Annotated in this window: 10 protein-coding genes; 7 read left to right on the top strand and 3 right to left on the bottom strand. The window is 75.2% G+C overall.

The window, feature by feature from the left end; genetic code table 11:
* Positions 1 to 207: 207 nt before the first annotated feature.
* Positions 208 to 1476 (top strand): sensor histidine kinase, encoded by a 1269-nt coding sequence (locus ACIRD3_RS29370; RefSeq protein WP_402222661.1) that lies wholly within the window; start codon positions 208 to 210, stop codon positions 1474 to 1476.
* Between the two features lie 35 nt (positions 1477 to 1511).
* Here the strand turns inward: ACIRD3_RS29370 and ACIRD3_RS29365 are convergent, their stop codons facing one another.
* Positions 1512 to 1922, bottom strand: coding sequence for an SUKH-3 domain-containing protein (locus ACIRD3_RS29365; RefSeq protein ID WP_402222804.1), 411 nt, complete (start codon positions 1920 to 1922; stop codon positions 1512 to 1514).
* Between the two features lie 216 nt (positions 1923 to 2138).
* On the bottom strand, positions 2139 to 2600 hold the full coding sequence (locus tag ACIRD3_RS29360) for a YwqJ-related putative deaminase (protein ID WP_402222658.1): 462 nt from the start codon (positions 2598 to 2600) through the stop codon (positions 2139 to 2141).
* Between the two features lie 438 nt (positions 2601 to 3038).
* Between ACIRD3_RS29360 and ACIRD3_RS29355 the strand changes: the two genes are divergently transcribed.
* The 5 genes from ACIRD3_RS29355 to ACIRD3_RS29335 all read left to right on the top strand — a co-directional run bounded on the left by ACIRD3_RS29355 (position 3039) and on the right by ACIRD3_RS29335 (position 14309).
* Positions 3039 to 4040 carry an SMI1/KNR4 family protein gene (locus ACIRD3_RS29355; protein WP_402222656.1) on the top strand — a complete coding sequence of 334 codons (1002 nt, stop codon included), beginning with the start codon at positions 3039 to 3041 and terminating at the stop codon, positions 4038 to 4040.
* 103 nt (positions 4041 to 4143) lie between these two features.
* The gene (locus ACIRD3_RS29350) at positions 4144 to 6921 is read left to right on the top strand and encodes an SUKH-4 family immunity protein (protein WP_402222653.1); all 2778 of its coding nucleotides are present in this window, start codon (positions 4144 to 4146) and stop codon (positions 6919 to 6921) included.
* A 266-nt stretch (positions 6922 to 7187) separates the two neighbouring features.
* The gene (locus tag ACIRD3_RS29345) at positions 7188 to 8621 is read left to right on the top strand and encodes a hypothetical protein (RefSeq protein ID WP_402222651.1); all 1434 of its coding nucleotides are present in this window, start codon (positions 7188 to 7190) and stop codon (positions 8619 to 8621) included.
* Between the two features lie 745 nt (positions 8622 to 9366).
* Positions 9367 to 12996 (top strand): transcription-repair coupling factor, encoded by a 3630-nt coding sequence (gene mfd, locus ACIRD3_RS29340; protein ID WP_402222648.1) that lies wholly within the window; start codon positions 9367 to 9369, stop codon positions 12994 to 12996.
* Between the two features lie 266 nt (positions 12997 to 13262).
* Positions 13263 to 14309, top strand: a complete 1047-nt coding sequence (locus ACIRD3_RS29335; protein WP_402222645.1) for a MazG family protein — start codon at positions 13263 to 13265, stop codon at positions 14307 to 14309.
* A gap of 87 nt (positions 14310 to 14396) precedes the next feature.
* Here the strand turns inward: ACIRD3_RS29335 and ACIRD3_RS29330 are convergent, their stop codons facing one another.
* Complete coding sequence (locus ACIRD3_RS29330) at positions 14397 to 14822, bottom strand: SDR family NAD(P)-dependent oxidoreductase (protein WP_402222643.1); 426 nt, start codon at positions 14820 to 14822, stop codon at positions 14397 to 14399.
* 277 nt (positions 14823 to 15099) lie between these two features.
* Between ACIRD3_RS29330 and ACIRD3_RS29325 the strand changes: the two genes are divergently transcribed.
* Positions 15100 to 16449 carry a cytochrome P450 gene (locus ACIRD3_RS29325; RefSeq protein ID WP_402222640.1) on the top strand — a complete coding sequence of 450 codons (1350 nt, stop codon included), beginning with the start codon at positions 15100 to 15102 and terminating at the stop codon, positions 16447 to 16449.
* Positions 16450 to 16684 lie beyond the last annotated feature (235 nt).

Raw genomic sequence — 16684 nt, 5'->3', positions numbered from 1 at the left:
GCCCGCGTGTGGCGGTTGTGGCGCGTGCGGACCGCGCTGTCCGACGCGATCAGCATAGGCGTCGCGACGGTCACTGTCCGAGACGTGGCCGGATGGCGGACAGAGCTGCCGAGCGGCCCATGTGGTCTGGACCACTTGGCGGACCGGGAAGGTGTGCCGGACAATCCCGGTGGGGAGGGGTGGGGGTTGCCGCATAGTCTGTCGGGCATGAGCAAGTCGCCTGGGGAGCGCGCGCAGGACCGGTCGTTCTGGTGGTGGGAGCGGCCGCGCAGCGCCCTCCTGGACATCGGGCTGGCCCTGCTCGCCGCGCTGGAGTGCTCGGTCAGCACGATCGCCTTCCTGTCGGCGCGGATCGACCTGGGCGTGGCGGGCGAGACCGGGATCGCGGTGCTCGGCACGCTGGCCGGCGGCTCGCTGGTGCTGCGCCGTCGCTGGCCGGCCGTCCCGGTGCTGGTCACCCTGCTCGTGATGCCCGGGATGCTCGGCGTGCTGCTGCTGGTGGTGGCGCTGTACACGCTGGCGGAGACCTGGGAGTGGCCCTCGCGGCGGCTGCGGGTGGTGGCGCTGTCCGCGCTGGCCTTCGCCGAGGCGGTCGCCGTGATGATGGTGTCGATGCTGACCCCCGACGATCCGACGGTGGAGCAACCGCCGTTGTGGGGGCAGGTGCTGATCGCGGTCCTGGTGGCGGTCGGGCTGACCGTCCCCCCGGTGGTGACCGGCCTGTACGTGGGCGCGCGGCGGCGCCTGATCGAGTCGCTCAAGGACCGCGCGCACGGCCTGGAGACCGAGCTGGACCTGCTCGCCGAGCAGGCGCAGGAGCGCGCCCGCCGGGCCCGGCTGGAGGAGCGCACCCGGATCGCCCGGGAGATGCACGACGTGGTCGCGCACCGGGTGTCGCTGATGGTGGTGCACGCCGGCGCGCTGGAGCGGATCGCCGTCAAGGACCCGGAGAAGGCCGCGCAGAGCGCCAAGTTGATGGGCGAGGTGGGCCGGCAGGCGCTGAACGAGCTGCGCGAGATCCTCGGCGTGCTGCGGATGGACGACGAGCGGCCGCCGGAGCCGGACTCGCTGGCCGGGCTGCCGCGGCTGGTGGACCAGTCCCGGGCGGCCGGGATGGCGGTGACGCTGACGGTCAGCGGCAGCCGGCAGGAGTTCACCGGCGAGGCCGAGCAGACCGCCTACCGGGTCGTCCAGGAGGGGCTGACCAACGCGCACAAGCACGCGGGCGGCGCACAGGTGTCCGTCCTGCTGGCGTACGCGCCGAACGGGGTGCGGGTGAGCGTGGTGAACGCCTGCCCGGGCGGGGAGCGCGGCGCGGCCCAGCTGCCCAGCGGGGGGAACGGGCTGGTCGGCATGCGGGAGCGGGTGATCGCGCTGGGCGGCACCTTCTCGTCCGGACCGGAGGCGGACGGCGGGTTCCGGGTCGAGGCGGTGCTGCCGTCCCGGCTGGCGGTCCGGGCCGAGAAGCTGAGGTAGCCGCGGCCGCGGCCCGTCCGCTCCTCCGGCCCCTCCTACTCCTCCGCGGTGCGCAGCCGTTCCGGCGCGGTGCCGAGGACCAGGGCGGTGATCGCCTGGTCGATGCCGTGGCCGAGGAACCACTCGCCGGTGTGGTCCAGGCTGTAGACCCGGCCCTCCTCGTCGACGGCCAGCAGGGCCTGCCCGTACGCCTCCTCGCCGAGCGGGGCGACCTGGGTGCCCAGGGCCCGGCCCAGGTCGTGCAGGGTGCGCGGCTGGTGCAGGCCGCACAGCGGGTCGATCAGGAACGGGGTGCGGGCCAGCTGGCGGCCCGGACCGGACAGGTCGAAGGCGAGGGCGCCGAACTCGGCCCACGCCTCCACCGCCGCCGGGAACACCGCGTGCGCCACGCCGGTGGGAGCGCCGTACCCGACCAGGGTGTCGGCCCACTCCTCGGCTTGCTGGATCTGCCAGCGGCCGGGGTGCCAGCCGGCCGCCTTGAGCTCGGCGGCGACGTCGGCGGGGAAGCGCGGGCGGGTCCGCCCGAGGGTGCCGGTGGCGCCGCCGGCGGAGCCGTCGGAGGCGGCCAGGGTGGTCGGCGGCGGCGGGGGCGGGCTGGGCGGGTTCAGGGCGGACTCCAGGGATCGGGGACGGGGGACGGGGCCGGGCCGGTGTTGGGCCGGTCAGCGGGCGGGCGGCCCGACGGCGACGCTCTGCACGGTGAAGTGCTCCAGCATCGGGACGCAGGAGCGGCACGGCGGGGCGTGGGTGCCGTGCGCAGGATCGCCCTCCTCGCGGATCCGGACGGTCGTCATCCGGGAGCCCTTGAGCGCCTTGCGGGCCTCGTGCAGCGTCATCGGCTTGCGGGCGGCGCGCTTGGAGCGCCGGCCGTCGACCGAGGTCAGGTACTGGGAGAGCAGGACGGCCTCCGGGCAGCGGCCGGTGAACCGCTCGCGGGCCTCCAGCGGCAGGGTGTCCAGGAAGCCGGTGACCAGGTGGTGCAGGACCGGACGGCGGGCGTCCTTGCCGCCCGCCAGGGTGTGCACTTCGCCGCCCTTGAGCGACAGCGCGGCGGCGACGGCGGGCAGCAGGCTGTCCCGGTGGTGGCGCAGCACGGGCGGGTCCGCCGGCTCACCGGTGGTCATCCGTCGTCCTCCTCCTTGTCACCCGGCGTCCGCCGGGGTGGCCTTGCCGTTCCGGGCAAGCCTGTCAAACGACACCGACATCCGTACAACCGGGGTGCGGAGGCGGCGGATACCGGGCGGATCGGACGGTCGGTCACCCGATGCTGGCCGAATGTGTGCGCCGTCGTCACGACATATCCGCTGATTCACCGAAAACGTTCCCGGGTCGAGACGGCGGCCGGTACCGTCCCGGCCGCGTGCCGGGGGAGGCGGGCGGCCGCCGGGGCCTCCGTCGGCGGGGCCGACTCCGGTGCCCGCGCCGGGCGTTGGGCGCCCGGCGGTGAGCCGGTCCGTCGGGGCGGTGGTTCCGCAAAGGCGGGGGTCCGCCCCTCGGAGGGACCCCCTAGGCTGGTGCCCAGCAAGCACCGAGTATTTGCAGCAGCCAGTGGGGGCTCCCAGATGACGACAGGTCGGCCCGGCGTCGCCGCCGCACCGAACGCGGCGTACGCAGGTCAGGTGGTGCAGTTCCCGGATCCGGTCCGTGCCGAGCGACACCCCGGCGGGGTCCGCGTGGACGAGTACGGCTACCCGGACTTCGGCCCGTACGCCGCCGCGGCGGCCGAGGTCGCGGACCCGCCCGAGGGCTTCGGCGTGGACGAACTGCGGCTGACCGACTACGTCTCGGCCAACGCCGCGCTCTACACCCAGGGCCACCCGCTCTGGGCCGACCTGGAGACCGCCGTGGCCACGCCGCCCGGCTGGACCTGGCACCACGCGGTCGGCCGGGCCGCCCCCGGCTGGCGGCGGATGGAGCTCGTCCCGGTCGAGGTCAAGGCCCTGCTGCGGCACCACGCCGGCCTGGCGACCTCCGCCGCCGACCACAACCGCCGCGGCACCCGCCCGCTGCAGGAGCGCCGGGCCGTCCACTTCTCCCTGGCCAAGGACGGCGGCGACCCGATCGGCGTCCCCGAGGACCTGGTGCAGCGCGCCGAGGAGCGCCTCGGCTACCGGCTGCCCGGCGCCTACCGCACCTTCCTCAAGCTGGGCGGCGGCCGCGCCCCGGTCGGGGTGGCGCTGGACACCGAGCTCGGGCTGCTGCTCGACCAGCCGTTCCTCACCCTCACGGAGGAGTACGGCACCGAGGACGTCGTGTACGCCAACAAGTGCCTGCGCGACCACCTCACCAAGGACTACCTGGGCATCGCCTACGCGCAGGGCGGCCTGGTCGCGCTCAAGGTGCGCGGCGAGCGGACCGGCTCGGTCTGGTTCCACCTCTACGACGACGCCCGCGACACCGGCGCCCCGGAGGCCCCCGAGGACCGCCTCGCCCGGCTGCTGCTGCCCTGCGGCGAGGACTTCGACGCCTTCCTGCTGCGGCTGGCCGGCAGCCCGCCGGAGCTGGAGACGGTCGCGGAGCTGATGGTGGACGGCGGGTTCGCCCGGGCCGTCCCGGTGGGCTGATGCGCGGCGTCGCGGTGAGCGGGTCGCCGGGGACGACCGAGGTGGTCGCGGTGGTGCTGGTGGAACGGGGGACGACGAGGATGCGGACAGGGGTGAACCGGGCGTGGTGACGTACGCGCAGGCGCAGGAGCTCGCCGAGGAGTGGATCAACGGCGGGGTGCCGCGCTCGCAGCAGCGCGAGGTGCGGGTCCGGGAGTTCGACCTGGGCTTCGTCTGCTGGGCGATGCCGCCCGGGGGCGGGGACGGGGCCGTCGGGGCGGACGCCTCGGGTTCGGGCTCCGGCTCGGGCGCTCCGGGTTCGGGTGAGGCGCGGCTGGTGATCGCCCGGGACTCGGGCGCCAGCTCGCTCTGGCCCGCGCTGCCCGTCAACGAGGTGGTCCGGCAGTACGAGGAGATCTACGGGCGGCCGGTCGCGGCCAACCCGGCCGGTGCGGCGAAGCCCGCGCCCGGGCCGGTGGAGGCGACCTCCTTCCTGCTCAGCCCGCCGCAGTGGCTGCAGGAGGCGGGGGCCGCGGCGATCGCGGCGGAGGCGGAGCGCCTGGGGGCCGGTTCGGCCGCCGCGCCCGCGCCTGCCCCGGTGCCTGCTGCCGCGCCCGCGCCGGTGCCCGCCGCTGCGCCCGCGCCGGTGGCCGCCGAGGACCCGTTCGCGCCTCCGGTGCCGCCCGCGCCCGCCGTGCTGACCGAGCCCCCGGTCTCCGACCGGCCCGCCGGGGACGCGCCGACCATGCTCGCCCCGCCGCCCGGCCACGGCGAGCCGGTCATCGCGCCGCCGCAGCCGGGGACGGCCGTTCCCCTTCCGCCGCCGGTCGAGCCCGTCGCCCCGTTCGCGCCGCCGGCCGGCGCCGAGGCGGCGACCGTCCTGATGCCCGACGGTCTGCGGACCACCGGCTCGGACCTGCCCGACGCGCCCGCGCCCGCCGGTGCCGAGGCCGCGACCATGCTGATGCCGCCGACGAGTGGCGGTCACGGCATGCCCCCGGTCCCGCCGTCCGGCGCCCAGCCGCCGGCCGCGGCGCCGGCCCAGGCCCCCGTGCCTGCCCCGGCCGCCGAGCCGGCGCCGACGCTGCTCGCCCCGCCGGACGCCATGCCCGGGCTGATGGGCCTGCCGGGTGCTCCGGGCACCCCGCCCGGTCCGCCCGCGGGTGGTGCCCCGGTGGAGCACGCGCCGACCATGCTGGCCCCGCCCGGTGGCGTGCCGGGTCTCGCCGGTCTGCCGGGTGCTCCGGGCACCCCGCCCGGTCCGCCCGCCGGTGGGGCGCCGGTGGAGCACGCGCCCACCATGCTGGCCCCGCCCGGTGGCGTGCCGGGCCTCGCCGGCCTGCCCGGCGCCCCGGAGGCGGGAACGCCCGCCGGCGGCGCGCCGCAGGGCGGCCTGGGCCGCAACCCGGGCTCGGCCCCGCCCCCGCCCCCGCCGGCCGCCCTGCGCGGTGGCGCCGCGGGCGCGTCCGGTGCGGGCGCCGCCTCCGGCGGCCTGGGCCGCAACCCCGGTTCGGCCCCGCCGCCGCCCCCGCCCGCCGGGCTGAAGCACACCCCGGGCTCCGGCACGCCCGTCGGCGGCCCCGGCGGTCGTTCGGCCGGTTCCACGCCGCCGCCCCCGCCGCCGGCGGGCCTGCGCGGTGGCGAGGCCCCGGCCCCGCAGGGCACGCCGGCCGGCGGCACCCCCTCGGCCGGGATGGCGTACGAGGCGACCCAGCTGGCCGGTGCGATCGACCCGGCGCTGCTGGGCGCCCCGGCGGACCCGGGCACCCCGCCGTCCGGCGGCCCCGCCGTCCCGCCGCCGCCCGGTGGTCCGGCGGCCCCGGCCGCGCCCGCGGCCGGCTACGGCTACCCGAACGCGGGCGGCCCCGCCGGGGTCGTCCCCCCGGCGGCGGTGACCGGCCCGCCGCAGGCCGCACCGGTGCCCCCCGGGGTCCCCGCGGTCGGCCCGGGCTACTTCGCCGCGCTCAGCTACCGGGGCCCGGACGGGTCGGAGCAGAAGCTGCTGCACCGCAGCGAGCCCGGCACCCCGCACCCGGAGTGGAAGATCCTGCAGGACCTGCGCCGGCTCAACGTGCCGCCGGAGCAGGTGCTGGAGCTCTACACCGAGCTGGAGTCGTGCGATCTGCCGGGCGGCTACTGCAACCGCATGATCGCCGCGTCCTGGCCGAACGTCCGGCTCACCCACACCGCCCCGTACGGCCGGGACCACGCGTCCCGGCAGGCCGGGATGGCCGAGCTGCTCGACCACCTGGACGAGCTGCACCAGCTGGCCTCCGGCGCCCAGCGGGTCCGCCCGTTCCGGGTGCCGCTGCCCGTGCCCGGGACGGTCCAGGCGCTGCCGCCGCTCCCGCCGCAGCAGCTCGCGCAGGAGGTCGGCGCCGCCTTCGGGCAGAACGTGTTCCGCTACGAGCAGCGCGCCGTCTCCCGCCAGGGCGTGCCCGAGCCGGTGTCGCAGAGCCTGATGTGGGCCGGGCTGCCGCGCGACTTCGGGCCGTTCTTCTGGGCCCAGGCGCAGGAGGGCCGCCCGATCCCGACGCTCGCCGAGCTGGCCGCCGAGCGCGGCCTGTCCGGCGGCCCGGACTTCGGCGGCTACCTGGTGCTCGGCAACGACTACGGCCGCCAGCTGTGCGTCCAGTACGGCACCGCGAACGTGGTCGCCGTGGACATCGGTGGAACCGGGCAGCCGCCCCGGTTCGTCAACAGCGGTGTACCGGAGTTCGTCCGCGCGCTGGCCCTGCTGGGCCGGATGTGGCGGCTGCGGTACGGGCTGACGCCGGACCAGGCCGGTCGCTGGACGACCGACTTCCAGGCCCAGCTCGCCGCGATCGACCCGGCGGCCCTGCAGAACGCGGACACCTGGTGGGCCGTGCTGCTGGAGCAGTTCTGGGACGGTCTGCTGTAGCGGACCGTCGTGGATCCTCGCAGGTGGGGAGGGGTCGTTCCGGTGTCCGGGACGGCCCCTCCGGCATACCGCCGCCGCTGTGCCTCGTTGGGGTTTCGCCCAGATCTGCGCAAAATAGGTCAAGAGGATGGGTCTATTCGTCCCGTCCTCGACGTATTCCGGTCCGCACGACGACCGAATCCGGCCCCGGGCTCCGAACCGGTTCCGGATCCGGCCGTTCCGTCCGATCATGGGCTCCGCAGCCCGCGACACGAGGGGAAGAGCCCATGAGCGACGCCGTCCCCCAGAACGGCTTCACCCAGGCCCGGCGCGGCTACGCGCCCGATCAGGTCGAGCGAGCCCTCGCCGCGCTCACCGCGCAGCGCGACGAGGCGTGGGAACGGCTGAGCGTCCTCGGCGCCGGCATCCGGCAGATGGAGGCCCGGCTGGCCGACATCCGCCGGGCCGCCGACGAGGCCCCGGAGCCCGACTACCAGGTGCTCAGCGAGGAGGCCGCGGCCCTGGCCGTGATGGCCGAGAACGAGGGGCGCGCCGTCCGGGAGAAGGCCGAGCGCTTCGCCGAGGACCTGCGGGACGAGGTCTACGAGGCCGGGCAGGCGGCCGACCGGGCCGCCAAGGAGTACGCCACCACCACCCGCACCGAGGCCGACGCCGCGGCCCGCCGCACCGAGGAGCGCACCCGCGCCGAGGCCGAGGGCATCCGCGCCGACGCCGACCGGGAGAGCCGCGCCGCCCGGGACGCCGCCACCGCGTACGCCGCCAAGGTGCGGGTCGCCGCCGCCGAGGCCGGCGAGCAGGCCGAGGCCGAGCTGGCCGCCCGGCGCCGCAAGGCCGACGAGGCCTTCGCCGCGCTCCAGGCCCAGGCCGACGCCGAGGACGCCGAGGTCTCCGCGACCGCGGAGCGCCGGCTCAAGGAGGCGGAGCAGCACCGCGAGACCGTGCTGAACCAGATCAAGCAGCTGGAGACGGACGCCCAGGCCAAGGCCGACCAGCTGATCGAGCAGGCCCGCCGGGAGGCCGAGAAGATCAACGCGGCGAGCGAGCGGGAGCACCGCGAGTTCGACACCCGGCTGGAGACGGTGCAGCAGCACCTGGACCACATCAAGGCCACGCTGGCCTCGCTCACCGGGGCGGCGGTCGGCCAGATCGAGCCCGCGGTGGCCGCGGCGGCGGCTTCGCCCGCTTCGGCGGATCCGGAGCCGACTGACGCGGGTTCGGCCGGCTCGGGTTCGGTGGATCCGGACTCGGTGGGCCCGGGTCGGGCTCCGGTGGACGCGGTCGCCGACGCGGCTCCGCCGGACTCGGAGGCGGACACCGGGGAGATCCCGGTGGAGAACCTGCGGAAGGCTTCGGCGAAGGTCGCGGCTCCCGCGCTGACGAAGCTGACGAAGGACAAGGCCACGGCGGTGCTGCGGGCGCCGGTGATCGGCGGGGGCGCTGCCTCGGCGGCCGCCAAGGCATCCGGTGAGGCGTCCGGCGAGGGCGTGGTGACCGGTCCGGTCGCTCCGGTGGCCGTCCCGCCGAAGCCCGCTTCGCCGCCTGCCGCTCCGCCCGCCGCGCCGTCCGAGGCGGTGGCCGGTGCGGAGAACGGCGCCGAGCAGGAGCCGGAGGACGAGACCCGGATCATCCCGAAGATCATCATCGTGGACGACGGCAGCGACTACGCGACCCCCAACACCGTGAGCTACCGACGCCGTTGACGGAACGCCCGGCCGGCCCCCGCGGGGCGGCTGGTTCCGCGTCCCGGGCCCTGACCGCCACCGGCGGTCAGGGCCTCGGCGTTTCCCGGTGGTGACGGCTGGCACGTGGTTCGCCCCGCGGCCGCGGGCGGAGCGGGCGTGGACGTCCGGAGCCCGGACGGAACGGCGCGGACGGCCGGTGAGGGCGCGCGGGCGGGAGAACGAAGTAGGCCGAGACCCGTGGCGCCCTCCAGGAAAGGGCGCCACGGTTCCCGGCGCTTGGGCGGGCGCCCCCACCCAGGGTCGCCCGGCCTCGCACCTCCGACCCCCATCGGGGGTGCGACAGTGCCGCCACAGCCATCCCCCACGGTTGGGTGCGACGGGCACGTCCACCATGGTGCGCGATCTCCATGGACGGCCAGTGACAGGAGTATGTCCAGTTCGTGGCGGATAGCCGTGCCCGGACCGGCCCCCGCGGCTGGCTGGTTCGTCCACCGGTCGGTCCGGTGTTCCGTCCAGTGGTTCGTCCCCGCTCCGGACGGGGATCCGTGCCCGCCGAGGGCGCGGCGCGGACGTGTCACCGGCGGGGCGCGGACGGCGGTCCGTCCTCGCCCGGCCCCGCCGGGGCCGTACGCCGCGTGCCTGTCCGTGCCGCGGCGTAGGCTGGAGACCCCCGGCCGCTCGGCGTGCCGGGCCGTTCGCGTTGCCCTGGCGGCCCTCGCCGCCCGGGGGCAGCTCCAGCCACGGGACGAAGAAGAGACCCCAGATGAGCCTGACCGGACTGCTCGATGTCGTCGCGCGGGACGCGGCGCTCGCCGAGGCGATCGAGGCGGCCACCGCCACCGGAGCCGCGGCCGGCGGACGCCGCCACCTGGACCTGGTCGGACCGCCCGCCGCCAGGCCCTTCGCCATCGCCGCGCTGGCCCGGGCGCTCGCCGGGCAGGCCGCCGGGGACCGGGGCCGCCCGGTGCTCGCCGTCACCGCGACCGGCCGGGAGGCCGAGGACCTGGCCGCCTCGCTGCGCTCGCTGCTGCCCCCCGACGCCGTCGCCGAGTACCCGGCCTGGGAGACCCTGCCGCACGAGCGGCTGTCGCCCCGCTCGGACACCGTCGGCCGCCGGCTGGCCGTACTGCGCCGGATCGTGCACCCGCGGGCGGACGACCCGGCGGCCGGGCCGGTCCAGGTGGTCGTCGCCCCGGTCCGCTCGGTGCTGCAGCCGCAGGTCAAGGGGCTGGCCGAGCTGGAGCCGGTGGCGGTGCGGCGCGGGGAGTCCCACGACCTGGAGGAGGTGGCCCGCCGGCTCGCCGCAGCCGCCTACGCCCGGGTCGAACTGGTCGAGAAGCGCGGCGAGTTCGCCGTCCGCGGCGGCATCCTGGACGTCTTCCCACCGACCGAGGAGCACCCGCTGCGGGTGGAGTTCTGGGGCGACGAGGTCGAGGAGATCCGGTACTTCAAGGTCGCCGACCAGCGCTCGCTGGAGATCGCCGAGCACGGCCTGTGGGCGCCGCCCTGTCGCGAACTGCTGCTCACCGACGAGGTGCGGGCGCGGGCCGCCGAGCTGGCCGCCGAGCACCCGGGGCTGGCCGAGATCCTGGACAAGATCGCCGAGGGCATCGCGGTCGAGGGCATGGAGTCGCTGGCACCGGTGCTGGTGGACGACATGGAGCTGCTGCTCGACGTGCTGCCGCTCGGCTCCGTCACGGTGGTCTGCGACCCGGAGCGGGTCCGGACCCGGGCCGCCGACCTGGTGGCGACCAGCCAGGAGTTCCTGCACGCCTCCTGGGTCGCGGCCGCGGCCGGCGGGGACCGGCCGATCGACCTGGAGGCGATCGACGTCTCCGCCGCCTCGCTGCGCTCGCTCGCCGAGGTGCGCGAGCACGCCGACGAGATCGGACTGCCCTGGTGGTCCGTCAGCCCGTTCGCGACCAGCGAGTCGACGGTGGACGGCATCCTGGAGTTCGACGCCAACACGCTGACCCTCGGCATGCACGCCGTCGAGGCCTACCGGGGCGACACCGCCCGGGCGATCGCCGACGCCAAGGAGCGGCTGGCCGCCGACTGGCGGGTGGTCATGGTGACCGAGGGCCACGGGCCGGCCTCACGGCTCGCCGAGGTGCTGGGCAACGAGGGCATCCCGGCCCGCCTGGTCGCCGACCTCGCCGAGGCGCCCACCCGGGACGTCGTCTACGTCTCCTGCGGCTCGATCGAGCACGGCTTCGTGGACGAGGCGCTGAAGCTCACCGTCATCACCGAGACCGACCTGTCCGGCCAGAAGTCCTCCACCAAGGACATGCGCCGGATGCCCTCGCGCCGCCGCAACGCCATCGACCCGCTGGCGCTCGTCGCCGGCGACTACGTCGTCCACGAGGCGCACGGCGTCGGCAAGTACGTGGAGATGGTGCAGCGCACGGTCCAGGGCGCCACCCGTGAGTACCTGGTGCTGGAGTACGCCCCGGCCAAGCGCGGCCACCCCGGCGACCGGCTGTTCGTGCCGACCGACCAGCTCGACCAGGTCACCAAGTACGTCGGCGGCGAGGCCCCGACGCTGCACCGGCTCGGCGGCGCGGACTGGGCGAAGACCAAGCAGCGGGCCAAGAAGGCGGTCAAGGAGATCGCCGCCGACCTGATCAAGCTGTACTCGGCGCGGATGGCCGCCCCCGGCCACACCTTCGGCCCGGACACCCCGTGGCAGCGCGAGCTGGAGGACGCCTTCCCGTACGCGGAGACCCCGGACCAGCTGACCACCATCGCCGAGGTCAAGTCCGACATGGAGAAGTCCGTCCCGATGGACCGGCTGATCTGCGGCGACGTCGGCTACGGCAAGACCGAGATCGCCGTACGGGCCGCCTTCAAGGCCGTCCAGGACGGCAAGCAGGTGGCGGTGCTGGTGCCGACCACGCTGCTGGTGCAGCAGCACTTCTCGACCTTCGCCGAGCGGTACGCCAACTTCCCGGTGACGGTGAAGGCGCTGTCCCGCTTCCAGACCGACAGCGAGGCCAAGGCCGTCCTGGAGGGGCTGTTCGAGGGCTCGGTGGACGTCGTCATCGGCACCCACCGGCTGTTCTCCTCGGAGACCAGGTTCAAGGACCTCGGCCTGGTCATCGTGGACGAGGAGCAGCGGTTCGGCGTCGAGCACAAGGAGCAGCTGAAGAAGCTGCGCGCCAACGTGGACGTGCTCACCATGTCCGCGACCCCGATCCCGCGCACCCTGGAGATGGCGGTCACCGGCATCCGGGAGATGTCCACCATCACCACCCCGCCGGAGGAGCGGCACCCGGTGCTGACCTTCGTCGGACCGTACGACGAGAAGCAGATCTCGGCCGCGATCCGGCGTGAACTCCTGCGCGAGGGCCAGGTGTTCTACATCCACAACCGGGTGGAGTCGATCGACAAGGCGGCCGCAAGGCTGAAGGACCTGGTGCCCGAGGCGCGGATCGCCACCGCGCACGGGCAGATGGGGGAGACCCAGCTGGAGAAGGTCGTCGTCGACTTCTGGGAGAAGGAGTTCGACGTCCTGGTGTCGACCACGATCGTGGAGTCCGGCATCGACATCTCCAACGCCAACACCCTGATCGTCGAGCGCGGTGACACCTTCGGCCTCTCCCAGCTGCACCAGCTGCGCGGCCGGGTCGGGCGCGGCCGCGAGCGCGGATACGCGTACATGCTGTACCCGCCGGAGAAGCCGCTCACCGAGACCGCGCACGAGCGCCTGGCCACCATCGCCCAGCACACCGAGATGGGCGCCGGCATGTACGTCGCGATGAAGGACCTGGAGATCCGCGGCGCCGGCAACCTGCTCGGCGGCGAGCAGTCCGGGCACATCGCGGGCGTCGGCTTCGACCTCTACATGCGGATGGTCGGCGAGGCGGTGGCCGAGTTCCGCGAGTCCCTGGCGAGCGGCGGGGAGCCGGAGGAGGAGCCGCTGGAGGTGAAGATCGAGCTGCCGGTCGACGCGCACGTGCCGCACGACTACGCGCCCGGCGAGCGGCTGCGACTGCAGGCGTACCGCTCGATCGCGGCGGTCAACTCGGAGGACGACATCAAGCAGGTCCGCGACGAACTCGTGGACCGCTACGGCAAGTTGCCCGAGCCGGTGGAGAACCTGCTGCTGGTCGCCGCGCTGCGGCTGTACGCCCGGCGGTGCGGCATCTCGGACATCACCCTGCAGGGCTCCAACGTCCGCTTCGGGCCGGTGGAGCTGCGGGAGTCCCAGCAGCTGCGGCTGAACCGGCTCTACCCGCGCAGCCAGGTCAAGGCGGCGGCCCAGCAGCTGCTGGTGCCACGGCCGAGCACCGGGCGGATCGGCGGCAAGCCGCTGGTCGGCCGGGAACTGCTGGGCTGGTGCCGGGAGTTCCTGTCGGCCATGTTCGACGACCTGGCGGGGGCGAAGAAGTAGCACCGTCCCCGGGCGGTCCACGGCGGTCCACGGCGGTCCCGGGCTCCGGCCCGGGGCCGCCGTTGCCGCGTTCCGGGCAGGGCCCGTCGGCCGGTGAGCCCGTCGCAGCCCCACCCGTCCCGGCCCCGTCGGGTGGCTCGCCGGGCCTCCTGCTGGCCCCCCGGCCCCCGGGGAGCAGGAAGACGGCGGGTTCGGCCCTCCGCGCGGCGGGCTTCCGTCCGGGCCTCGACCTCCGGTGCCGGGGGCGGGCGGGTAGGTTCGGGGGTGTGACGACGAATGTTCCCGGCGCGAAGTTGATCCTGCTGACCACCACCCACCGGGTGGCCCCCGGGTTGCTGGCCTGGCCGGCGTGGGAGGCGTTGCGGTCGGCGGGGCGGGTGCTGGTGGGGGACGAGGGGCATCCGCAGGTGGCGGCGGTGCGGCAGGCCGGGGTGGGGGTCGAGGCCGTGGACGCCGGGTCGGCGCCCGCGCTGGCGCGGCTGCTGACCGAGCAGCCGGCCGGGGCCGGCCCGACGGTGTGGCTGGGCAGCCCGGACGGGGACCCGGGGCTGACCGACGCGCTGGCGCGGCTCGCGGTGGAGCGGGCCGGCGAGGTGCCGGAGATCGAGGTGCTGCCGGGCTCGTACGACCTGCCGGGGTCGCGGCTGCTGGACCTGGTGACGGTGATGGACCGGCTCCGCTCGCCGGGCGGCTGCCCGTGGGACGCCGAGCAGACGCACGAGAGCCTGGTGAAGTACCTGGTCGAGGAGGCGTACGAGCTGGTCGAGGCGATCGAGGAGGGGGACCGGGAGACGCTGCGCGAGGAGTTGGGCGACGTGCTGCTCCAGGTGTTCTTCCACGCCCGGATCGCCGAGGAGCACCCGACCGAGCCGTTCACGGTCGACGACGTGGCCGGCGACATCGTCGAGAAGCTGGTGTACCGGCACCCGCACGTGTTCGGGGACGTCGAGGCCGGGGGCGCCGCCGAGGTGGAGGCGAACTGGGAGCAGCTGAAGGCCGCGGAGAAGGCGGACCGCGAGTCGGTGCTGGACGGCGTGCCGGCCGGGCTGCCCTCGTTGGCGTACGCGGCGAAGCTGGTGTCGCGGGTGCGCCGCGCCGGCTTCACGGGAGTGCCGGACGAGCCGTACGAGCTGCCGGCCGAGCTGACCGCGCAGTCGGCGGGCCGGCTGCTGCTCGCGGTGGCGCAGCGGGCGCACGACGCCGGGGTGGACGTGGACGCGGCGCTGCGCTCGGCCGCGCGCGGCTACCGGGATTCGGTGCGCGCGGCCGAGGGCCTCAAGCCGGCCGAGCGCCTCAGGCCGGACGAGGCCTAACCGGGCAGCGGACCGCAGCCGGCGGACAGGCAGACAACAGGCAGGCAGACAGACAGACCGACCGACCGACAGGCGGGCGGCGGGCCCTCAGGCCGCCGTGGCGGTGTGCTCGACCGGGCGCCGCTGCGGCGGGACGACCTCCGCGATCGCCTCGCCGACCAGGACGACGAGTTCGGCGAGGCGCTCCAGGTCGAGGTGGTCGGGCAGGTCGGCGAGGGAGATGATCCGCTCGCCGGTCGGGCCGGCGACGGCGAACAGGTCGATCGGTCCGAGGTGCTTCTCCGCGGTGTCGACGAGGGCGGCGACGTCGCTGGGGCGGCGGATGTCGCCGGAGACGCCGACGACGGGGCAGCCGGGCCGGTCGAGTTCGGCGGCGAGGTCCTCGGCGACCCCGACGTGCTGGTCGGCGATCAGCATTCCGGCGGTGCCGGCCGCGGCGAACCGGCGGGCGAGGTCGGCGCCCGACCCGCCGTCGAGTACCGCGATGACGACGACTGACCCGCTGACCCGCATGGTCTGCTCCTCCCTGTGGGCGACACCGCACCGGCGCCCACGCGTACTGCGGAGGATCGTAGGCACGTCCTGACCCTCCGCAACAGGGATTACCCCTCAGGTGACCAGGCTCACGCCCGGTGTCCGGCCAAGAGCTGTCCAAGACCCGGCCACGGGCCGTCCACGAACCGGCCACGGGTCGTCCACGGAGCGTTGGCGCGCCGGTCGCACGCCGTTGACACGGGGGTCGCGGCCGCCGACGGACGGGGGTCGCGCACCCACCGGATACGGTCGTCCCATGCCAGCTCAGCCCGACCCCGCCCGGCCCGCCGCCGCCCCGTCCGACGCCTCCGCCCGACCCTCCGCCGCGCAGCCCGACGCCCCCGCCCCGGAGCTGTTCACCTGGGAGTTCGCCGCCGATCCGTACCCCGCCTACGCGTGGCTGCGGGAGCACGCCCCGGTGCACCGCACCACGCTGCCGAGCGGCGTCGAGGCGTGGCTGGTGACCAGGTACGCGGACGCCCGGCAGGCGCTCGCGGACAGCCGGCTGTCGAAGAACCCGGCGCACCACAGCGAGCAGGCGCACCGCACCGGCCGGGTGGGCATCCCGGGGGAGCGGCAGGCGGACCTGATGACCCACCTGCTGAACATCGACCCGCCGGACCACACCCGGCTGCGCCGACTGGTGTCGAAGGCGTTCACCCCGCGCCGGGTGGCGGAGTTCGAGCCGCGGGTGCAGCAGCTCACCGACCGGCTGATCGACGGCTTCGCGCAGCGCGGCTCGGCGGACCTGATCCACGAGTTCGCCTTCCCGCTCCCCATCTACGCGATCTGCGACATGCTGGGCGTGCCCACCGAGGACCAGGACGACTTCCGCGACTGGGCCGGGATGATGATCCGACATGGCGGCGGCCAACGCGGCGGCGTGGGGCGGGCGGTGAAGCGGATGCGGGCGTACCTGCTGGAGCTGATCCACCGCAAGCGTGCCGACCTCGGGGACGACCTGATCTCGGGCCTGATCCGGGCGAGCGACCACGGCGAGCACCTGACCGAGAACGAGGCCGCCGCGATGGCCTTCATCCTCCTGTTCGCCGGTTTCGAGACGACCGTGAACCTCATCGGCAACGGGACGTACGCGCTGCTGCGTAACCCGGAGCAGCGCCGGCTGCTGCAGGAGTCGGTGGCGCGCGGGGAGAGTGCGCTGCTGGAGACGGGGATCGAGGAACTCCTGCGCTACGACGGTCCGGTGGAACTGGCGACCTGGCGGTTCGCGACGCAGCCGCTGTCGATCGGCGGGGTGGACATCCCGGTCGGCGATCCGGTGCTGGTGGTGCTGGCGGCCGCCGACCGTGACCCGGCCCGGTTCGCCGACGAGAACACCCTGGACCTGGCCCGAACGGACAATCCCCACCTGGGTTTCGGGCACGGCATCCACTACTGCATCGGCGCCCCGCTGGCCCGCTTGGAGGGGCAGGCCGCGCTGGCCACACTGCTTTCCCGGCTGCCCGATCTGCGGCTCGCGGAAAGCCCCGAGAATCTGCGCTGGCGGGGTGGCCTGATCATGCGTGGCCTGCGGGAACTCCCGGTGGAATTCAGTCCGGAGAGCCGCTCCCCACACACGCCTCCGCGCGCCGTTCCGCGCCCTTGACGCATCGGCGGTAACGGGCGCGGCGCCGGGCGACGCGCTGACGGAACGTCGCCGGGCGGCCCTCGGCGGGGGTGTGAACACCCATCAATCCGGACATAGCGACGCCGTTGGTAGGCGATCGGACACGCGCCGTAATTTCTGTGTGATATCGGTGATATGAGCTTGTGATTGGTCTGAGGATCTGTCTACTCTCCCTGGAGTTCGCAGCTGCGGACCTCGTGCGCGGAACGCCGAA

Origin of the sequence: Kitasatospora sp. NPDC093550 (genome assembly GCF_044764985.1) — a bacterium.
Lineage (GTDB): Bacteria > Actinomycetota > Actinomycetes > Streptomycetales > Streptomycetaceae > Kitasatospora.
This window is presented reverse-complemented; position numbering and strand designations above follow the sequence as displayed.

Coding starts and splice junctions, on each gene's coding strand:
- ACIRD3_RS29370 (WP_402222661.1), top strand. CDS start 208: ATGAGCAAGTCGCCTGGGGAGCGCGCGCAGGACCGGTCGTTCTGGTGG.
- ACIRD3_RS29360 (WP_402222658.1), bottom strand. CDS start 2,600: ATGACCACCGGTGAGCCGGCGGACCCGCCCGTGCTGCGCCACCACCGG.
- ACIRD3_RS29355 (WP_402222656.1), top strand. CDS start 3,039: ATGACGACAGGTCGGCCCGGCGTCGCCGCCGCACCGAACGCGGCGTAC.
- ACIRD3_RS29345 (WP_402222651.1), top strand. CDS start 7,188: ATGAGCGACGCCGTCCCCCAGAACGGCTTCACCCAGGCCCGGCGCGGC.
- mfd (WP_402222648.1), top strand. CDS start 9,367: ATGAGCCTGACCGGACTGCTCGATGTCGTCGCGCGGGACGCGGCGCTC.
- ACIRD3_RS29330 (WP_402222643.1), bottom strand. CDS start 14,822: ATGCGGGTCAGCGGGTCAGTCGTCGTCATCGCGGTACTCGACGGCGGG.
- ACIRD3_RS29325 (WP_402222640.1), top strand. CDS start 15,100: ATGCCAGCTCAGCCCGACCCCGCCCGGCCCGCCGCCGCCCCGTCCGAC.